Annotated in this window: 15 protein-coding genes; 7 read left to right on the forward strand and 8 right to left on the reverse strand. The window is 70.6% G+C overall.

What is annotated here, in order from left to right; genetic code table 11:
* The first annotated feature begins 4 nt into the window (after positions 1-4).
* The gene (locus tag GLO27_RS03225; RefSeq protein WP_167253575.1) at positions 5-2,869 is read left to right on the forward strand and encodes a tetratricopeptide repeat protein; all 2,865 of its coding nucleotides are present in this window, start codon (positions 5-7) and stop codon (positions 2,867-2,869) included.
* Between the two features lie 15 nt (positions 2,870-2,884).
* Here GLO27_RS03225 and GLO27_RS03230 read toward each other — a convergent pair whose 3' ends face one another.
* Positions 2,885-3,223, reverse strand: a complete 339-nt coding sequence (locus GLO27_RS03230; protein ID WP_167253577.1) for a helix-turn-helix domain-containing protein — start codon at positions 3,221-3,223, stop codon at positions 2,885-2,887.
* A 76-nt stretch (positions 3,224-3,299) separates the two neighbouring features.
* Here GLO27_RS03230 and GLO27_RS03235 point away from each other — a divergent pair, with 76 nt between their 5' ends.
* The gene (locus GLO27_RS03235; RefSeq protein ID WP_021198373.1) at positions 3,300-3,956 is read left to right on the forward strand and encodes an NAD(P)H-dependent oxidoreductase; all 657 of its coding nucleotides are present in this window, start codon (positions 3,300-3,302) and stop codon (positions 3,954-3,956) included.
* A 265-nt stretch (positions 3,957-4,221) separates the two neighbouring features.
* Here the strand turns inward: GLO27_RS03235 and GLO27_RS03240 are convergent, their stop codons facing one another.
* Positions 4,222-5,304 (reverse strand): HAMP domain-containing sensor histidine kinase, encoded by a 1,083-nt coding sequence (locus GLO27_RS03240; protein ID WP_029260107.1) that lies wholly within the window; start codon positions 5,302-5,304, stop codon positions 4,222-4,224.
* 10 nt (positions 5,305-5,314) lie between these two features.
* Entirely contained in the window at positions 5,315-5,986 is a 672-nt protein-coding gene (locus GLO27_RS03245; protein ID WP_021198371.1) for a response regulator transcription factor, read from the reverse strand.
* Positions 5,987-6,073: 87 nt separating this feature from the next.
* On the opposite strand from GLO27_RS03245, the gene GLO27_RS03250 reads away from it, so the two are divergent.
* From GLO27_RS03250 to GLO27_RS03270, 5 genes are all read left to right on the forward strand, one after another.
* A complete protein-coding gene (locus GLO27_RS03250) occupies positions 6,074-6,742 on the forward strand; it encodes a M15 family metallopeptidase (protein ID WP_031206686.1) in 669 nt (222 codons plus the stop codon).
* Positions 6,739-7,863, forward strand: a complete 1,125-nt coding sequence (gene alr, locus GLO27_RS03255) for an alanine racemase (RefSeq protein WP_167253579.1) — start codon at positions 6,739-6,741, stop codon at positions 7,861-7,863. Before GLO27_RS03250 ends, alr begins: the two co-directional genes overlap by 4 nt.
* On the forward strand, positions 7,860-8,810 hold the full coding sequence (locus GLO27_RS03260; protein WP_167253581.1) for a D-alanine--D-alanine ligase: 951 nt from the start codon (positions 7,860-7,862) through the stop codon (positions 8,808-8,810). Before alr ends, GLO27_RS03260 begins: the two co-directional genes overlap by 4 nt.
* Positions 8,807-9,865 (forward strand): acyltransferase family protein, encoded by a 1,059-nt coding sequence (locus GLO27_RS03265; protein WP_167253583.1) that lies wholly within the window; start codon positions 8,807-8,809, stop codon positions 9,863-9,865. The genes GLO27_RS03260 and GLO27_RS03265 overlap by 4 nt, the downstream gene beginning before the upstream one ends.
* 75 nt (positions 9,866-9,940) lie before the next feature.
* Positions 9,941-10,330 (forward strand): VOC family protein, encoded by a 390-nt coding sequence (locus tag GLO27_RS03270; RefSeq protein WP_029260102.1) that lies wholly within the window; start codon positions 9,941-9,943, stop codon positions 10,328-10,330.
* 67 nt (positions 10,331-10,397) lie between these two features.
* On the opposite strand, the gene GLO27_RS03275 is transcribed toward GLO27_RS03270, so the two are convergent.
* The 5 genes from GLO27_RS03275 to GLO27_RS03295 are packed head-to-tail and all read right to left on the reverse strand — an operon-like array spanning position 10,398 to position 16,382.
* Positions 10,398-11,414: an ABC transporter substrate-binding protein gene (locus tag GLO27_RS03275; protein ID WP_167253585.1), complete on the reverse strand. Its 1,017-nt coding sequence runs from the start codon at positions 11,412-11,414 to the stop codon at positions 10,398-10,400.
* Positions 11,415-11,468: 54 nt separating this feature from the next.
* Positions 11,469-12,248: an ABC transporter ATP-binding protein gene (locus tag GLO27_RS03280; RefSeq protein WP_167253587.1), complete on the reverse strand. Its 780-nt coding sequence runs from the start codon at positions 12,246-12,248 to the stop codon at positions 11,469-11,471.
* On the reverse strand, positions 12,245-13,393 hold the full coding sequence (locus GLO27_RS03285; protein ID WP_208323522.1) for an iron ABC transporter permease: 1,149 nt from the start codon (positions 13,391-13,393) through the stop codon (positions 12,245-12,247). The genes GLO27_RS03280 and GLO27_RS03285 overlap by 4 nt, the downstream gene beginning before the upstream one ends.
* Positions 13,390-15,180, reverse strand: a complete 1,791-nt coding sequence (locus GLO27_RS03290) for a prolyl oligopeptidase family serine peptidase (protein ID WP_167253589.1) — start codon at positions 15,178-15,180, stop codon at positions 13,390-13,392. The genes GLO27_RS03285 and GLO27_RS03290 overlap by 4 nt, the downstream gene beginning before the upstream one ends.
* Positions 15,177-16,382, reverse strand: coding sequence for a hypothetical protein (locus tag GLO27_RS03295; RefSeq protein ID WP_167253591.1), 1,206 nt, complete (start codon positions 16,380-16,382; stop codon positions 15,177-15,179). The genes GLO27_RS03290 and GLO27_RS03295 overlap by 4 nt, the downstream gene beginning before the upstream one ends.
* Positions 16,383-16,426: the final 44 nt, after the last annotated feature.

Raw genomic sequence — 16,426 nt, forward strand, 5'->3', positions numbered from 1 at the left:
ACGGGTGGATCTGATCTCGGGTGTTGCCAATGTCGCGGGCATCGCCGGCGCGGCTGCGCCCTTCGTGCGTCGGGGGGCCCTGGAGCGCCAGTTCCACGCGTGCTTGGCGCGGGCGCTGAGACAGGCCTTCGCCGAGCAGGATCGTGATGACAGAGGTGCGACGGCCTCGCTCGTCGCCGATTCCCTGAAGCCGCAGGAGGCGTACCGGCTGCTCGCTCAGCACGACCCCCAGCTGGCGGCGCCCGACCGGGTGGACCGGTGGTCCCTCACTCTCCGCCAGGCGCTTCCCGCGCTCGACGTGCTCGACGAACAGGCCATCGACATCCCTCGACTCGCGCAGGAGACCGCCCGGCTGCTCGCACAGGAGATCGAGAGAGCCGCACGGCAGCCGGACAGCGCGCTCGCCCTGCCGCTCCTGCTCGCTCGGTCGGCGCCGGCCGACTCGGGTGCGGGCGTGGGGGTGCCGGAGGCAATGGCATCGATGTTCGCCCGCACCCCTTCGGGCGCGGTCTCCAACATCGCGACCCTGCCCCTGAGTGAACAGCCCGTGACGCGACCGGAGCAGGATGTCGTGGAGGAGACCCTCTCGGCGCATCGCCTCGCCGTCATCGCGGGCGGCCAGGGCGCCGGCAAGAGCGTCCTCGCGGAGATGACGGCACGTTCATGGAGTGCGCACGAAGACCACGAACTCGTGTGGTGGGTCTCGGCCAAGACGCCGCAGCTGCTTCTGGATGCCTGCGAGGCGCTGCTGCAGGAGTTCGGCGAGCAGCCGACGGGCGACCTGCCGTCGCAGGTCCGATCTCTCCTCGCCCGTCGCAGCGGGTGGCTCGTCGTCGTGGACGATGCTCCGGCGTTCGACACCGTCCGCGAGCTGCTCCCGTCGGAGCACGCGAACGGCACGGTCCTGGTGACGACGCGCTCGGCGGCATCGTTCCCGAAGCATGCCGTCGTGCAGGTCGACGGTGCGGATGACCCCACCCTCCGTGGCATCGCTCGGCGACGTCTCCCCGACGACGTCTCGGAAGGCGAGATCGACGAGCTGCTCGGCGCCTGCGCGGGAAATCCTCTGATCGTGTCCACGGCGTGCGGATATGTGGCAGAGACCGGTACATCGGTCGCATCCCTGGTCGCGCTGATGCGCTCGAGTCCCAGTCGCGTCCTGGCCGGGCGGCCGGAGTCCGCGGGCTTCGTCGGCGTCCTGGCCGCCGTGCGCGACGACGCCGGCGGGAGACTCACGTGGCAGCTGCTCGTCGCCGTGGCGGTCAGCGGAGGCACCGGCGTTCCCCGGCGCCTGTTCGAGAAGGCCTTCGCAGAGAAGACAGATGCGCAGCTCCGCATCGACGAGGCGTTCCGTGAACTGATCGGCATCGGCGTCGTGAGCATTCGCGGCGCGCTCGTCCAGAGCCATGCCCTCACCGCATCCGTCGTTCTTGACCTCACGGAGCAGCCGCTGCGCGCGGAATCCGCCGATCTGCTCGTCGAAGCGGTCCTGGGTCTCATCGATGTTCCCGGGCGCAGCCTGTTGCCGGGCCTCGCCGCAGTGATCGACGCGGTGGACCCCCTGCTGGAAACGCAGAGGGCGTCGCGAGTCGTCGCCCGGACCCTGCTCGCGGAGCGGCTGGCGGAGCAGGGCTCGGTCAGCGGCGCCTATCGTCAGATACAGGCGGCGCGTGCGGTTCCCTTCGTGCACGAGAGTCCCGACGCGCAGATGTTCATCCTGCAATCCGAGGCCCGCGTGCATCTGTTGGCGGGGGAATCAGGTCAGGCGAAGCAGGCGGCGGAGCGGGTGGTGGCCGATGCGACGGCGCCGGATGACCTGCGGGCAGCCGCGCACGTGACCATCGCCTGGGCGGAGGAGGCGCTGGGGGATCCGGCAGCTGCGCGGCGCAGTATCGCGGAGACGCTGCGCCTGATGCCGGACGATGAGGGCGTGCAGTCACTCCACGGTCACTTCTTCCTCTCGGATGTGCCGGCCGCGGAGCGCGTGGCAGGGTATCTGGAGCTCGTCGAGCGCGCGGATGAGGAGATGCGTGGCCACTTCCTGACGATGGCATCGCGCAGCAGCATCGAGGCCGGCCATCCCTCGGAGGCGGTGGAATACGCTCGACGTGCCTTGAGGATCGATCGGGAAGTCGGAGGCGAGCGCAGCCTGCATGTGGCACGGGACCTCAACGATCTGGGCATGGCGCTGATCGCGGACGGCCAGCTGGAGCAGGCCTCGACGGCACTTGAGGAATCGATCGAGCTCTACCGGGAGGACCACGAGTCGCACAGTCACACCGCGCTTCCCCTTCTGCATCTCGGCCGGCTGCTCACCCTGCGTGCGCAGGAGACGCAGCCGCCGGATGCCGAGCTGCTCTCGCAGGCCCACCGGACCTTGGGTGAGGCGATCGATCTGCAGCGGCGGGCGGCGCCCGACAGCGACGACCACGCCAGCATCCTCTACGCACTCGGCGATGTCATGCTGCTCTCCGGCGACGCGAGCGGCGCGCTGGATTCGTACCGTGAGTCGGCGCGGATCGACCGAGCAGTGCACGGCGAGGCGCATCGTGAAGTCGGTGTCGACGTGGCGCGCATGATGCAGGCCCAACTGCAGCTGGGTGACGCCGACGGGGCGCTGAGCTCCTTCGGGACCGTGAAGACCCAGGTTCCGGAGTGGGAGCGCGTCGATCCGAACCTCGCGGTCCGCCTGCTCTGCATGCAGGCGGGAGCGCTGTTGGCACTGCCGCCTCAGCGAGTGCTGCAGAAGGCGGAGTTGACCACCGTGGTCTCGCGAATCCAGGTGCTGCTGCGAGTGCCGAGTGTCAGCGACGATCATCGGACGATGGCCCGCGAGATCGTCCTGCGGGTGGCGCAGCAGATCCGCTGAGCAGCGACGACCGCGTCAGTGCGCGGGGACGGCGAGGTTCGCCGAGGCCCACCGGCCGAGCTGGTCGAGGATCGGCAGGAGTCCTTCCCCTGCGGGCGTGAGTGCGTACGACACGGTCACCGGCGGTCCCGCGTCGACCGTGCGGGCCACGAGTCCGGCCTCGGCGAGTTCGGCGAGGCGGTCGGAGAGCACGGTGTCGCTGATTCCGGCGACGGCCCGACGCAGAGCGACGAAGGTCGATGGCCCCCCGCCGAGCGACGACACGATCATGCCGTTCCACCGCTTTCCGAGCACGCTGAAGGCGAGTGTGACGGCAACGTCGCACACCTGACGCTCTTCGTCGACCTCGGCCATGCCCTCATCCTATCGTGCTACGTTAATCACTGCCGCTAAGAAAAACCTAGCGACTACGAAAACGAGAGGTAGGCCCATGTCCCTGTTCCGCCTGGATGCCAGCATCCTTCCCGCGTCGTCCGCCAGCCGAGCGCTCGCCGACCTCGTCGAGGCCGAGTGGACCGCGTCCCACCCCGACTCCACGGTCACCCGCCGCGACCTGGCGAGCGACCCGGTGCCCGCGACCGCCTGGACGGATGCCGTCACGGGCGGCTTCGTCGACGAGGCCCAGCGCACTCCCGCGCAGAACGATGCCCGCGCTCTCGCCTCGCAGTTCGCCGATGAGCTGATCGGCGCCGACGCGCTCCTGTTCGCGGTGCCGCTGTACAACTACGGCGTCTCGCAGCACTTCAAGACCTGGTTCGACCTGGCCTACACCGACGCGCGCATCGACCCGACCGGCACTGCGCTGAACGGCAAGCCCGCCACGCTGGTCACGGTCCTCGGCGGCAACTACGCGGCCGGCTCGCCCAAGGAGGGCTGGGACCACTCGACCGGGTGGCTGCGCCGCGTGCTCGAAGACGTCTGGGGCCTCGACCTGCGCGTCGTGCAGCGTCCGTTCACCCTGGTCGGCGTGAACCCGGCCCTCGACGCCTTCGCCGACACGGCGCGCGAGCTCAAGGAGAACGCCGAGGCCGACGCTCGCACCTACGGCCGTGAGCTCGCTGCGACTCGCGACCCCCGAGTGGCCTGAGTCGAGCGGCATCCGGTTCGTCTTCGGCGTCGCGTCGGGTATCTGGTTCGGGTGTTTGGTCGGGCGTTCGGTTCACCCGTCGGAAGGATGCACGGATGTAGGGCGGGAGACCGCCTTCCGGCCCGACATCCGTGAAATCCTCCGACATCTGAACCGGGCGGACGTGAGGGCCTCGGCCGAGGGGACGTGAACCGGGGTGGACCCGAGGGGCACCGGACCCGGGACGTGAACGGGAGGGCGTGAACCACGACCGACCGGCGTGCGGTCAGGCGGGAGGCTCCACCGGGTAGGGATGCGGGAGCCACACCGTCACGATCAGGCCGCCGTCAGTGCGCGGGGTGAGCACCAGAGTGCCGCCGTGCGCCTGGGTGATGCGGTCGACGATCGCGAGGCCGAGCCCCGCTCCGGCATGATCGTCGCTGCGGGTGCGCTCGGCTCCGCGCTGGAATGGCTCGACGAGCGTCGCCACGCGGTGGGCGGGGAGCACCTCGCCGGTGTTCTCGACGACCAGCGCGACCGCATGGGGCATCGAGTGGGTGCGCACGGCGACGGCTCCGCCGGACGGCAGGTTGTGCACGATCGCGTTGAGCACGAGGTTCGTCACCAGCTGCGGCAGGAGGGCGGCGGAGCCGAGCACCGGTGCCGGTACGCCGCCCACCTCCACGGCGACACCGCGACGATCCGCGAGGGGCACCAGCGCCTCGACTGCTCCCTCCGCGAGGAGCGACAGATCGACGATCTCGCGGGTGAACGTTCGTCGGTCCGCCCGGCTGAGCAGCAGCAGTGCCTCGGTGAGGTCGATCGCGCGGGTGTTGACCTGTTGCAGGCGTGAGATCAGCTCGTCGACGTCGCGCTCCGGGTCGTCGTGCGCGACCTCGAGCAGCGTCTGCGAGATCGCGAGAGGTGTGCGCAGTTCGTGCGAGGCGTTGGCGGCGAATCGCTGCTGTTCCGCGACGTGCGCCTCGAGCTGTTCGAGCATCGAGTCGAAGACGTCGGCGAGGTCGCGGAACTCGTCGCGGGGGCCGGGGAGAGCGATCCGATGGGAGAGCGATCCCTGCGCGGCCAGCCGCGCCGCGTCGCCGATGCGCTCCAGCGGCGCCAGCATCCGTCCGGCGAGCAGCCATCCGCCCCCCAGGCCCAGGGCGAGCAGCACGACCATGACGGTGGAGGCGACCGGCACGAAAGCCCGGATCAGGTCGGAGCGGTTCGGCACGCGGACCTCGAAGTACGGGATCTGCACGTCCGGCACGTACCGCAGCAGATACAGAGCCACGGCGGCGAGAAGCAGGAGTCCCGACACCAGCACGATCCCCGCATAGCTGAGGGTGAGCTTGAGGCGGGCGCTCATCCCGCGGCGTCTACGCATCGGCGTCCGTCCCGATCCGGTATCCGACGCCGGGCACCGTCAAGATCAGCCACGGCTCGCCCAGGCGCTTGCGCAGCGACGACACCGTGATGCGCACCGCGTTGGTGAACGGGTCGGCATTCTCGTCCCAGGCGCGCTCCAGCAGCTCCTCGGCGCTGACAACTCCGCCATCGGCGTCGACCAGCACCTCCAACACCGCGAACTGCTTGCGCGTCAGTGCGACGTAGCGGTCGTCGCGGTACACCTCGCGACGGAAGGGGTCGAGGCGCAGCCCTGCGACCTCGAGCACGGGCGGCCGGCTGCGCTGACGGCGACGGTCGAGGGCGCGCAGTCGCAGGACGAGTTCGCGCAGCTCGAACGGCTTGGTGAGGTAGTCGTCCGCGCCGATCTCGAAGCCGGTCGCCTTGTCATCGAGGCGGTCGGCGGCGGTCAGCATCAGGATCGGGATGCCGCTGCCGGAGGCCACGATCCACCGGGCGATGTCGTCGCCGGAAGGGCCGGGAACGTCGCGGTCGAGCACGGCGAGGTCGTAGGAGTTGATGCTCAGCAGTTCGAGCGCGGTGTCGCCGTCGCCCGCGATATCGGCGGCGATCGCCTCCAGTCGCAGTCCGTCACGTACCGCCTCGGCGAGGTAGGGCTCGTCCTCGACGATCAGTACACGCATGGCTGCGATCCTACGCACTGCGGTATATCGCGAGCATATGCAAAAGCGCATACGCCCCGGCAACCGGCCCCCTTCTTCACTGGGAGCATGAACACCCGCACCATCCCCCATCCACCGCGAGTGCGTCGCCGTCGCCGTGTCGTCGTCACGCTGATCGCGATCGCTGCGGCCGTGATCCTCGCGTTCGCGGTGCAGCAGTCGCTGTCCGCGGCATTCGCCGATGCGGCGCACACGATCCCCTCGCCCGCCCCGACGCCCGTTCCGACCGGGGGATCCGCCGGCTCGGTGGTCGCCCCGACCGAGGCCGACGGTGTGATCCTCGACGATGACAAGCCCACGGTCTTCGAGGTCGACAGGGTCGCCGTCGGCAACCTCGACCCCGCTCTGCTCGCGGCGCTGCAGCGCGCCGCGTCCGACGCCGAGGCCGACGGGGTGACCATCCGTGTGAACAGCGGATGGCGTTCTCCCGCGTTGCAGGAGTGGATGCTGCAGGATGCCATCGTCCAGTACGGATCAGAAGAAGAGGCGCGCCGCTGGGTGGCCACCCCCGAGACCTCGGAGCACGTGACGGGCGATGCGGTCGACCTCGGACCGTGGTCGGCGCTCGACTGGCTCGCCCAGCGCGGCTCGCGCTACGGCCTCTGCCAGATCTACGCGAACGAGTCGTGGCACTACGAGCTGCGTCCCGACGCCGTCGACGACGGATGCCCCGAGATGCTCGCCGACCCGACCGCCGACCCGAGGACGAAGCGATGACCACCCTTCTCGCCACCGAGCGCACCACGTACTCGCGTCTGCACGCGCCGACGCTCCACACCCTTCCCGGTGCCGTCGCCGAGAACCTGCGCCGTGTGCAGGCCGTGACCGCCGTGCCGATCATGGCCGTGGTGAAGGCCGACGGCTATGGGCACGGGGCCGTCGTCGTGGCCAGGGCCGCGGTCGCCGCCGGAGCCGGATGGCTGGGAGTGACCGATGTCGCCGATGCGGTCGCGCTCCGCGATGCTGGGCTCGATGTGCCGATCCTCTCCTGGTTGAACCCGTCAGGTGTCGACGCGGACGTCGCCGCGGAGCACCGCATCGACATCGCCGTCGGTTCGGTCGAAGAGCTGCGCCAACTGACCGCCGATGCCGGGGATCCGGTACGCGTGCACCTGCATCTCGACACCGGCATGGCGCGGGGAGGGTGCCCTCTCGACGACTGGTCCGAGCTGTTCCGGCTGGCGCGTACCGGGCGGGGCAGGGTCGAGATCACGGGGGTCATGGGGCATCTGCCGCGCGCCGATGAGGCCGACCCGGCGGCGAACGCGGCAGCGGTGCTCCGGATGCGACAGGGGCGCGACGCCGTGCTGCGCGCAGGACTCGGCCCCGTACTCGTGCATCTCGCCGCGACGTCCGGAGCGCTGACCGACCCGGCGACCCATTTCGGCATGGTGCGGATCGGGGCGGGACTCGTCGGGATCGACCCGTCGGAGACGACCGCGCTGGTGGGGGCCGCGCGCTGGACGGCACCGGTCGTGCACAGCGTGCGCGTGCCGGAAGGAACCGCGGTCGGTTACGGAGGCGGGGCGGTGACCGATCGGGAGACGCACCTGGCCGTCGTCGGCGTCGGGTACGCCGACGGCATCCCGCGGGAACGGGAAGCGGGCGCCGGCGTGGAGATCGACGGGGTGAGGTATCCGCTCGTCGGGAGGGTGTCCATGGATCAGATCGTGATCGACACCGGCGCCGTGCGGTTCCCCCGGGGCACGATCGCAACCGTGTTCGGACCCGAAGGGGGAGCCGTGCCGTCGGTGCAGGAGTGGGCGCGGTGGGCGGGAACCATCCCGCACACGATCGTCACCGGAATCGGGCCGCGAGTGCAGAGGAGTGTCGCATGACGACGAAGGTGCTGGTCATCGGCGGGGGACAGAGCGCCGAGCACGAGGTGTCGCTGGCATCGGCAGCCGCGGTCGCCGCGGCCCTGCGGATGGGCGATCACGAGGTCACGTGCGTGACGATCGACCGTGACGGGATCTGGCGCGTCGAGGGCCGCCCGCACGGGAGCTCGGCCGCCGAGTCGCTCGCCCTCGCCCTTCCGCTGCTCACGCGGACCGACGTGGTCTTCCCCGCGGTGCACGGTGCTCCGGGCGAGGATGGTGCCCTCGCGGCGCTGTGCGCGCTCGCCGGCGTGCGTGTGGTCGGCTCGGGCCTGCGCGCCGGAGCCATCGGCATGGACAAGTGGACGACGAAGCTGGTGGCTGATGCCGTCGGTCTGGGCACTGCACGCGGTCGCCTGGTCTCGGCCGACGACATCGGCGACGTGGAGTTCGAGGGCGAGACCGTGGTGAAGCCGGTGTCGTCCGGATCCAGCCACGGTGTGGGTCTCGTGACGCGGGAGGAGGATCTGCTCGCCGCGCTGCACGAGGCCGCGCGCTTCGACCGCCGGATCCTGGTCGAAGAGGTCGTGCGGGGGCGTGAGATCGACGTGGCGGTGCTGCGTGAGAAGGGCGGCATCCGCTGGGCCGCTCCGCCCCTCGAGATCCACGCGACGGGATTGTTCGACACGGCCACCAAGTACGACGGCAGCGCGCGGTTCACGGTTCCGGCGCAGCTCGACGCCGGTGAGGTGTCGGCGCTCAAGCGGGCGGCGATCGCCGTGTTCGATGCCCTCGGATGCGAGGGCGTGGCGAGGATGGACTTCTTCCTGACCGACCGCGGTCCGGTGCTGAACGAGGTCAACACGATGCCGGGGCTGACCGCGGCATCGCAGGTGCCGCGGATGTTCGCCGCGGCGGGAGTGACATACGTCGACCTGGTGGCGCGGCTCGTGCGCGCGGCGTCGTGACGGCGGCTCCCGCGCCACGCGTCGGATGGCCCGATGTCGCGAAGGGCATCTGCATCATCCTGGTGGTGCTCTGGCACGTCGTGACCAAGCACGCGATCGAGGCCCCGGGTGCGGGGCCGGTCACCGACGCCTGGGCGACGCTGAACGCCCAGCTGCTGCCGTTGCGGATACCGCTGTTCTTCCTGGTCTCCGGGATGTTCGCCGCACGCGCGGTGCTCGTCGACGACGGCAGTTCCTGGCGGCGGCGCGCGGCACGGCTGACGATGCTCTACATCGTCTGGGTCGTCATCCAGACGTTCGTGCTCGCTCTGGTGCCCGACTTCGACACGGCTCGGGCGACCAGCGGGTGGGAGCTGCTCGCGCAGCTGACCATCAGCCCGACGAACCTCTGGTATCTGCTCGCGCTCGCGGTGTACCTGGCGATCGGTCGACTGAGTCGCCGCATCCCGGCGGTCGTGGTGCTGCCGGTCGCCTTCGTGATCGCGGCGGTCGCCGGGGCCGGGGTCATCCCCGACCTCGGCAACCTGTGGCAGCTGGTGCAGAACCTGTTCTTCTTCCTCGTGGGGCTGCGGCTGCGCGCGGTCGTCGAACGGTTCGCGAAGAGCGTCGGGGTGTGGAGCACCGTCGCGCTCGCCGCCGTGTACGTCGCGGCGCTGGCCGTCGTGGCGGGCCTGGCCATCCGCCTGCTGCCGGGCGTGTGGCCCGCGCTCGCCCTGATCGCGGTGGCGTTCGGGGTGTCGCTCAGCGTGCTCCTGGACCGCCACGTCGACGTGGTCGCGCGGCCCCTGCGCTGGATCGGACAGCGCACCTTGCCGATCTACGTGCTGCACATGATGCCCCTCGCCCTCATCGATGCGGTCCTGCGCTCGACGCGCGGGCGGACGACGGACGTGGTCGAGGCCGTCGCCCCCATCCTTCTCACCGCGATCGTGATCGGGATCTGCCTGGGTGTGCATGCGCTGCTCGTGCGCTTCGGGCTCGGGGCGCTGTTCGATCCGCTGCGGGTGACCGACCGCTTCACGGCACGGCTGGTGCCTCGCGGGGGAGAGGGATGACGCCGATGAAGGGGCTCGATGAAGGCGTTCGAGGAAGGCCTCGACAATCGGCGGAGGACGGCGGATGCTGGAAGCATGGCGGCCTTCACAGCGGACAACGCATTCAGCGGATTCAGCGTCGACGACATCGACGCGGCGGAGGAGTTCTACGGCACGGCGCTCGGGCTCGACGTCGAGCGCAACGCGATGGGTTTCCTCGACCTGCGGCTGCCGAGCGGCGGATCGATCCTCGTCTACTCGAAGCCGAACCACACCCCGGCGAGCTTCACGATCCTGAACTTCCCGGTGGCCGATGTCGACGCCGCCGTGGATGAGCTCATCGCCCGGGGCGTGCAGACCAAGATCTACAGCGATGAGGAATTCCCGTCCGACGAACGCGGCATCGTGCGCGGCAACGGTCGGGGTCCGGACATCGCGTGGTTCCGCGATCCCGCGGGCAACGTGCTCGCGGTGATGCAGGCCTGACAGCGAGCCCGGAGGGTCTGCGCCCCGGAGACCGAGGTCCCCGGGGCGCAGTGCCTACCGACGCGGCTCAGCCGAAGACGGCGTCGGGGTAGAGGCCCTCGGCGATCAGCCGGACCGCCGAGACGTTGCCGAGCGTGCCGGGGAACAGATCGGTCGAGGGCACCGCGATCAGGCGGCCGTCGCGCACGGCGGGCATGTCGGGGAAGGTCGTCGCGAGGTAGGAGCGGACGGCGGCCTCGTGAGCGGGGTCGGACACCGCGAAGACGAGCGCGTCGGGTGCTTCGGCGGCGAGGGATTCGGGGGTGATCTCGGCGGCGAAGAAGTCGGCGAACGCGGGGTCTTCCGGCGTGAAGACGTTGTCGGCACCGGCGCGCTGCAGGATGTCGTACTCGATGCCGGCGCCGATGGCGGTGAGGGTGGTCCCCTCGATGAAGACCTGCGCGACGCGGGGGCGATCCTGTCCCTCGATCGCGGTGTCCACGGTGGCGAGCTCGGCCTGCGACGACGCGATCAGGTCGTCCGCCTCGTCTTCCACGTGGAAGATCGCGCCGAGGTTCTCGAGGTCGGTGAAGAGGTCGTCGACCGTGCCCTCCATGCGGCGGTCGAAGCAGCCGCCCGTCGCGGTGTACGTGGCGACCCCGGCATCCGCCAGCTGCTCGATGCTGGCGAATCCCTGCTCGGCAGTGAACTCGTACGTCGTGGGCGAGTAGACGAAGTCGGGTTCGACGGCGAGGAGCTCTTCTCGGCTCGGAGGCGCGTCACCGCCGATGACCGGCACCTCGGCGGCGAGGTCCGCGACGTCGGACGGCAGCTTCTGGGTCGTGGCCTGGGCCTGGCCGACGAGCGCATCGGCGAGGCCGAGGCGCAGCAGCAGCTCGGTCTGCGACGGGTGCAGCCCGACGACGGCGGTGGGGGTGGACGGGATCTCGACCGTGCGGCCGCAGTTCTCGATCGTGATCGCCTCACCGGAGGCGGCGGGTGCCGTTCCGTTCGAGACCCCACCGCCGCATGCGGTGAGGGCGATCGCGCCCAGGCCGACGGTGACGGCGGCCAGCAGGCGGGTGGTTCGGGTACGGGGTGTCATTCGTGTTCTCCTTCGTTGGTGCGGGGTGGGGGTATGAGTTCGGATGCCGGGGGATCAGCGGCCGACGGGCTCTCGGGGATGGAAGGTCATCGCGCGTGCCCCGGTGTCGACCTCGACGGCGATGCGGGCGGTGACGTGGAAGACCTCGTCGACGAGCGCCGGGGCGAGCACCGTGTCGGGCGGACCGAAGGCCACGAGTCGGCCCTCGTCGAGCACGGCGACCTCGTCGCAGAACGCCGCGGCGATGTTGAGGTCGTGCAGGGCCGCGATCACGGTCGTGCCGAGTCCGCTCACGACGCGCATCAGGTCGAGCTGGTGCGCGATGTCGAGGTGGTTGGTCGGTTCGTCCAGCACGAGGATCTCGCCGCTCTGCGCGAGAGCGCGGGCGAGCATCACCCGCTGGCGCTGACCGCCCGAGAGCGAACGGACCAGGCGGTCGCCGAGGTCGTGCACGTCGGCGGTGCGCAGAGCCTCGTCCACGATGCGCTGATCCTCCGCGGTGTCCCGGCTGAAGGGCGGACGATGCGGCGAACGGCCCACGAGCACGGTCTCCCGCACGGTCAGGTCGAACTCGGAAGGGGAGTCCTGCAGCATGACCGACACCGTGCGGGCGAGGGCGCGCGGGGCCAGCTGCGACACGTCGGCGCCGTCGATCAGAACGCGCCCGGTGTGCGGACGTTGACCCGTGAAGAGCGCGCGCAGGAGCGTGGACTTGCCGCTGCCATTGGGGCCGAGCAGTCCCACGATGCGCCCGGTGCCGACCTCGACGTCGATGCCGTGCAGCACGGTGCGACCGCCGCGCGCGACGCTCACGCCGTCGAACAGCACGCTCATCGGTCGAACCCCGCGCGCTCGCCGCCACTGCGCATCAACCACAGGAAGAAGGGAGCACCGACGAAGGCGGTGAGGATTCCGAGGGGGATCTCGGTCGGCATCGCGACCGTACGGGCCAGCAGGTCGGCGACCATGAGGAACAGCGCGCCGCCGAGGACCGTGATCGGCAGCATCCGACGATGATCCGACCCGACCAGGAGTCTCGCCATGTGCGGCACGACGAGGCCGACGAAGCCGATGCCGCCGCTCACGGCCACGATCGCACCGGTCAGGAGCGAGGCGAGCACGAGCAGCAGCCCACGCAGCCGGGTCGTTCGTACGCCGACCGCCATCGCGGACTCGTCACCGGCGAGCAGCGCGTTCATCGACCGCGAGAGCCCGAAGGCCGCGATGCAGGCGATGGCGAGTGCGACCGCGGGGATCAGCAGCGACGACATGTCGGCGGCCGACACGCTGCCGAGCAGGAAGAACATCACGCTGACGACGTTCTGGGCATCGGTGGTGAGCGTGAGGTAGCTGGTCACCGCGCTCAACAGGGCGCCCAGTGCGACGCCGGCGAGGATCATGCGGGTCGGAGACAGCTCTCCGCGGATGCGCGCGAGCATGGCCACGAGGATGCAGGCGACCATCGCGCCCACGAACGCCGCCCCGCTCATCGTGAGACCGAGGAACGTGGCGCCGCCCGACACGATCACCAGCACGGCGCCGACACTCGCGCCGGAGGAGACGCCGAGGATGTACGGCTCGGCGAGCGGGTTGCGCACGACCGCCTGCATCATCGCCCCGGCGAGGGCGAGACCTGCGCCCGAGAGCGCGGCGAGGAGCGACCGCGGCACCCGGAACTGCCACACGGCCTGATCCTGCAACGGCGTGAGGGTGCCGTCGGACATCCAGGGCATGCCGGGGGCCAGATGGCCGATCACGATCTTCGCGGCATCGAGAGGAGAGACCGTGACGGGTCCGGTGGCGGCCGAGAGCACGAGGACGAACACCGCGAGCACCGTGATCGTCGTCACGGTCGGGCCGACGGGCAGCATCCGCCGGAAGCCGACGCGGCCGCCGGTGCGCCGACGAAGGCGCGGGATGCGCCGAACGGGGGTGCGCCGTGTGTCCGTCCCGGTGAGGGCTCCGGTGGATTCGCTCATCGGGCGCGTCCCATCGTGGATTCGGTCGTGGATTCGGTCGTGGATTCGGTCGTGGATTCGGTCGTGAGTTCGGCCGCGAAGTCCAGCACGGTGAGTCCCAGCTCGTGCAGCGCGGCGGACTCGTTCGCACCGTGTCCTGCCCCCGAAGCCGTCCAGAGCCGGGCGGACCCGCCGGCTCGTCGTAGCGCCTCGACCATCCGGTGCGTGTCGCGAGCGCGCACTCGGGTGTCCTCACCGAGTACGACGCCGAGATAGGAGGGGATCAGGGCACCGGCCGGAAGGGCTTCGGCCTGCGCCAGCGGAGACAGGGCCCGGAGGTGAGCGCGCGATTCGCGGGTGCCGTCATCGCCGAACTCCGCTCGCCAGCGTGCACCGAGCGGATGATCGTCCAGGTGGAGCAGATCGAGGGGAGCGGCGGTGGTGACGAATCCCGCGCACAGCTCCGGGTGCGCGATCGCACACCCGGCTGCGACGACCCCGCCCAGAGAGGCCCCGGCGAGGACGAGGAGGTCGGGTCGCGTGATCCCGGCCTCGATGAGTCCGCGCGCGATGTCGGCGAGGTCGGCGATCGTGCGGTGCTTGCTCCTGCCGCGGCCCGCCTCGCGCCACGCAGCTCCGCGCTCGCCACCACCGCGGAGCTGCGCGACGGCGTACGCTCCGCCGTATTCGACCCAGGCGGGCACGGTCGGCTCGAAGAGCGGAAGGTGCGGCACGCCGAACCCGCCGTAGCAGGTCAGGATCAGCGGCAGCGGACCCTCCGTTCCCGGGGGAGAGGTCACGTGGACGGTCAGGATCACGCCGTCGTCGGCGCGGATGTCGTGGCGGACGGTCGTGCCGAGGGGCCGCACGGCAGCGGCCGGCACCACCACGGTCCCCCGGCGCTCGCGCTGCAGGAGGCGAGGGGGAGTGAGCGGGCCCTCGACGCCGAGACGCAGCACGCCGTCGTCGACGCCGATCATCGTGGTGGTGAGCGCATCGGAGGGGCTCGACGCGGCCTCGATGCGCGCGACCTCGACACCGTCGATCAGGTCGATGAGCACGCTGCGCCCGTCGGCGACGGCGAGGACGACGACGCGGTCATCATGCACCGCGACATCGACGATCAGCGCGTCGGGATCGTGCCAGCGCCAGAGTGCATCGTCTTTTCCGGCATCGTCTTTCCCGGCACCGACGTTCGGCACGGCGTCGAGCCCGCGGTCGTGCCACACCAGCACGCCGGTGCCGAGAGGGGAGGCCCGCAGGAGCGCCGGCCAGCGACCCAGCGATGCTCCGGTGCCCCGGTCGGTCAGCGTCGTGCCTCGCGAACCCGAGCTGAGGGCGCGCAGGCCGCTCTCCCCGCCGGGGAACAGTCGCAGTCGTGCATCGGCCTCGAGAGCGGCCGCCCGCTGCTCGCCGGTCTGCAGGTCCAGGGTCACGAGCATCCGGTCGCGGCTCGCGACGACGTCGAGGCTGCGCGAGTCGGGTGCCCAGAGCACGGTGTCGTAGCGCAGACGGATGTCGGGGTGCAGCTGCAGGGTGCCGCCGTGGGCATCGACGATGCCGAGGACGGCGTTCTCATCGGCGGTGGGCGCCCACTCGACGGCGATGCGCCGACGGTCGGGCGACGGGAAGATCCGATGGAGGTGCCCGTCGGGCTCGATCACGGTCGTGCCGTCGAGGCGGTGGATACCGCGACGAGAGCGACCGTCGGCACGACCGAGGATGAAGCCCCCGACGGGAAGACCCGGTCGACCGTGACGTTCCGCACGTGCGAGGGCGTCGTCGAGCGCGGATCGGCGAGCGCTCATCGGCCGACCAGATCGTCGACGCGGTGGTCGGCACCGGCCCACAGCAGGTGCCCGCCCTCGTCGAGTGGGGTGGGGAGCTCGATGGTCGAGATGCCGCTGTCGTCGACGAGGTGGATCGTGCCGTCTCCGCCGCTGGTGACGGCGATCGTTCCGGTGCCGGGGTCGATCGCGATGGACCGGCGCTGTGCGGGGCGGCCGTCGACGCCGTCCCACGGCAATCGTCCTGCGCGGGGCGGGTGCGTCATCGCCGGGATCGGGGTGATCCGCGCGATGCGCGCGTCCTCCCGATCGATCACGATCACGACATCCCCGTCGGGATGGATGACGGAGACGGCTGCGACGCCCGTGGCGAGGGCGAAACGGAAGGCGAGCCCCGGCGGCAGCGGCACGGTGCGGGAGGCTCCCGACGCGAGGTCGATATCGACGAAGGTGTTGGTCCACTCCGGCCACGATCCGGGAGAGGCCGGTCCTCCGCGGACGATGCCGGTGGCGCGCCCGGTGTCGCCCGCGAGGCGCAGGTAGTACGCGCGCCCTGCGACGGGCCACGGGACGATGCCGATGGCGCGGGGAACTCCGCCGTCGACGATGAAGCGCTCCAGACCGCGGCTCGTCGCGATGCCGATGAGGCCGGAAGCGGGGTCCATCACGTCGCCGTGTCCGTCTGCGGCGAGGTCGTCGATGACGTGCCCGCGCAGGACTGGTGCGTGCGCTCCGACCTCGAGCGCCGCCGCGAGGGGCAGTGCCTCGACGGCTCCGGGTTCGCGATGGCGGAGCACGATCATCGGCTCTCCCGTGGCCTGATCCGGAGCGACCACGACGCCCGGCTCACCGGTGCGCACGCGGAAGCGCACGGAGGAGTCGGTCGCGAGATCGACGACGGACACCAGGTCGGTCCAGGCTTCCTCGTTCATGCCCAGACCGGAGGTGACGACCACGTGGCGTCCGCTCGGATCGCAGGCCAGATGCTCCGCCGGGATGGCGATCGGGACGCGTCGTACGGAGTCCGCGTCTGCGATGACCAGCGCACCGCCGCGGTCGTCCGCGAACGCCCAGCGGCCGGATGATCCGGCGGGGAGGTGGAGGAAGCCCGCATGCTCGGCGAGCCAGCTGTCGGCGACGGCGACACGCCGGGAACCGTCATGGATCTCGTAGACGACTCCGGCCCGGTGATCAGCGGCGAGGAGGGGGGTGGAGGAGGACATGTCAGCGATCCTAGTAGATATTGAGAATCATTATCATTTAGGGT

The organism is Microbacterium sp. Be9, assembly GCF_011754135.1.
Classification (GTDB): domain Bacteria; phylum Actinomycetota; class Actinomycetes; order Actinomycetales; family Microbacteriaceae; genus Microbacterium; species Microbacterium maritypicum_A.

What these genes read in the sequence shown, in the direction of transcription:
- GLO27_RS03235 (WP_021198373.1), top strand. Translation starts at nt 3,300, where the DNA reads ATGTCCCTGTTCCGCCTGGATGCCAGCATCCTTCCCGCGTCGTCCGCC.
- GLO27_RS03290 (WP_167253589.1), bottom strand. Translation starts at nt 15,180, where the DNA reads ATGAGCGCTCGCCGATCCGCGCTCGACGACGCCCTCGCACGTGCGGAA.
- GLO27_RS03240 (WP_029260107.1), bottom strand. Translation starts at nt 5,304, where the DNA reads ATGAGCGCCCGCCTCAAGCTCACCCTCAGCTATGCGGGGATCGTGCTG.
- GLO27_RS03230 (WP_167253577.1), bottom strand. Translation starts at nt 3,223, where the DNA reads ATGGCCGAGGTCGACGAAGAGCGTCAGGTGTGCGACGTTGCCGTCACA.
- alr (WP_167253579.1), top strand. Translation starts at nt 6,739, where the DNA reads ATGACCACCCTTCTCGCCACCGAGCGCACCACGTACTCGCGTCTGCAC.
- GLO27_RS03260 (WP_167253581.1), top strand. Translation starts at nt 7,860, where the DNA reads ATGACGACGAAGGTGCTGGTCATCGGCGGGGGACAGAGCGCCGAGCAC.
- GLO27_RS03285 (WP_208323522.1), bottom strand. Translation starts at nt 13,393, where the DNA reads ATGAGCGAATCCACCGGAGCCCTCACCGGGACGGACACACGGCGCACC.
- GLO27_RS03275 (WP_167253585.1), bottom strand. Translation starts at nt 11,414, where the DNA reads ATGACACCCCGTACCCGAACCACCCGCCTGCTGGCCGCCGTCACCGTC.
- GLO27_RS03250 (WP_031206686.1), top strand. Translation starts at nt 6,074, where the DNA reads ATGAACACCCGCACCATCCCCCATCCACCGCGAGTGCGTCGCCGTCGC.
- GLO27_RS03245 (WP_021198371.1), bottom strand. Translation starts at nt 5,986, where the DNA reads ATGCGTGTACTGATCGTCGAGGACGAGCCCTACCTCGCCGAGGCGGTA.
- GLO27_RS03270 (WP_029260102.1), top strand. Translation starts at nt 9,941, where the DNA reads ATGGCGGCCTTCACAGCGGACAACGCATTCAGCGGATTCAGCGTCGAC.
- GLO27_RS03295 (WP_167253591.1), bottom strand. Translation starts at nt 16,382, where the DNA reads ATGTCCTCCTCCACCCCCCTCCTCGCCGCTGATCACCGGGCCGGAGTC.
- GLO27_RS03280 (WP_167253587.1), bottom strand. Translation starts at nt 12,248, where the DNA reads ATGAGCGTGCTGTTCGACGGCGTGAGCGTCGCGCGCGGCGGTCGCACC.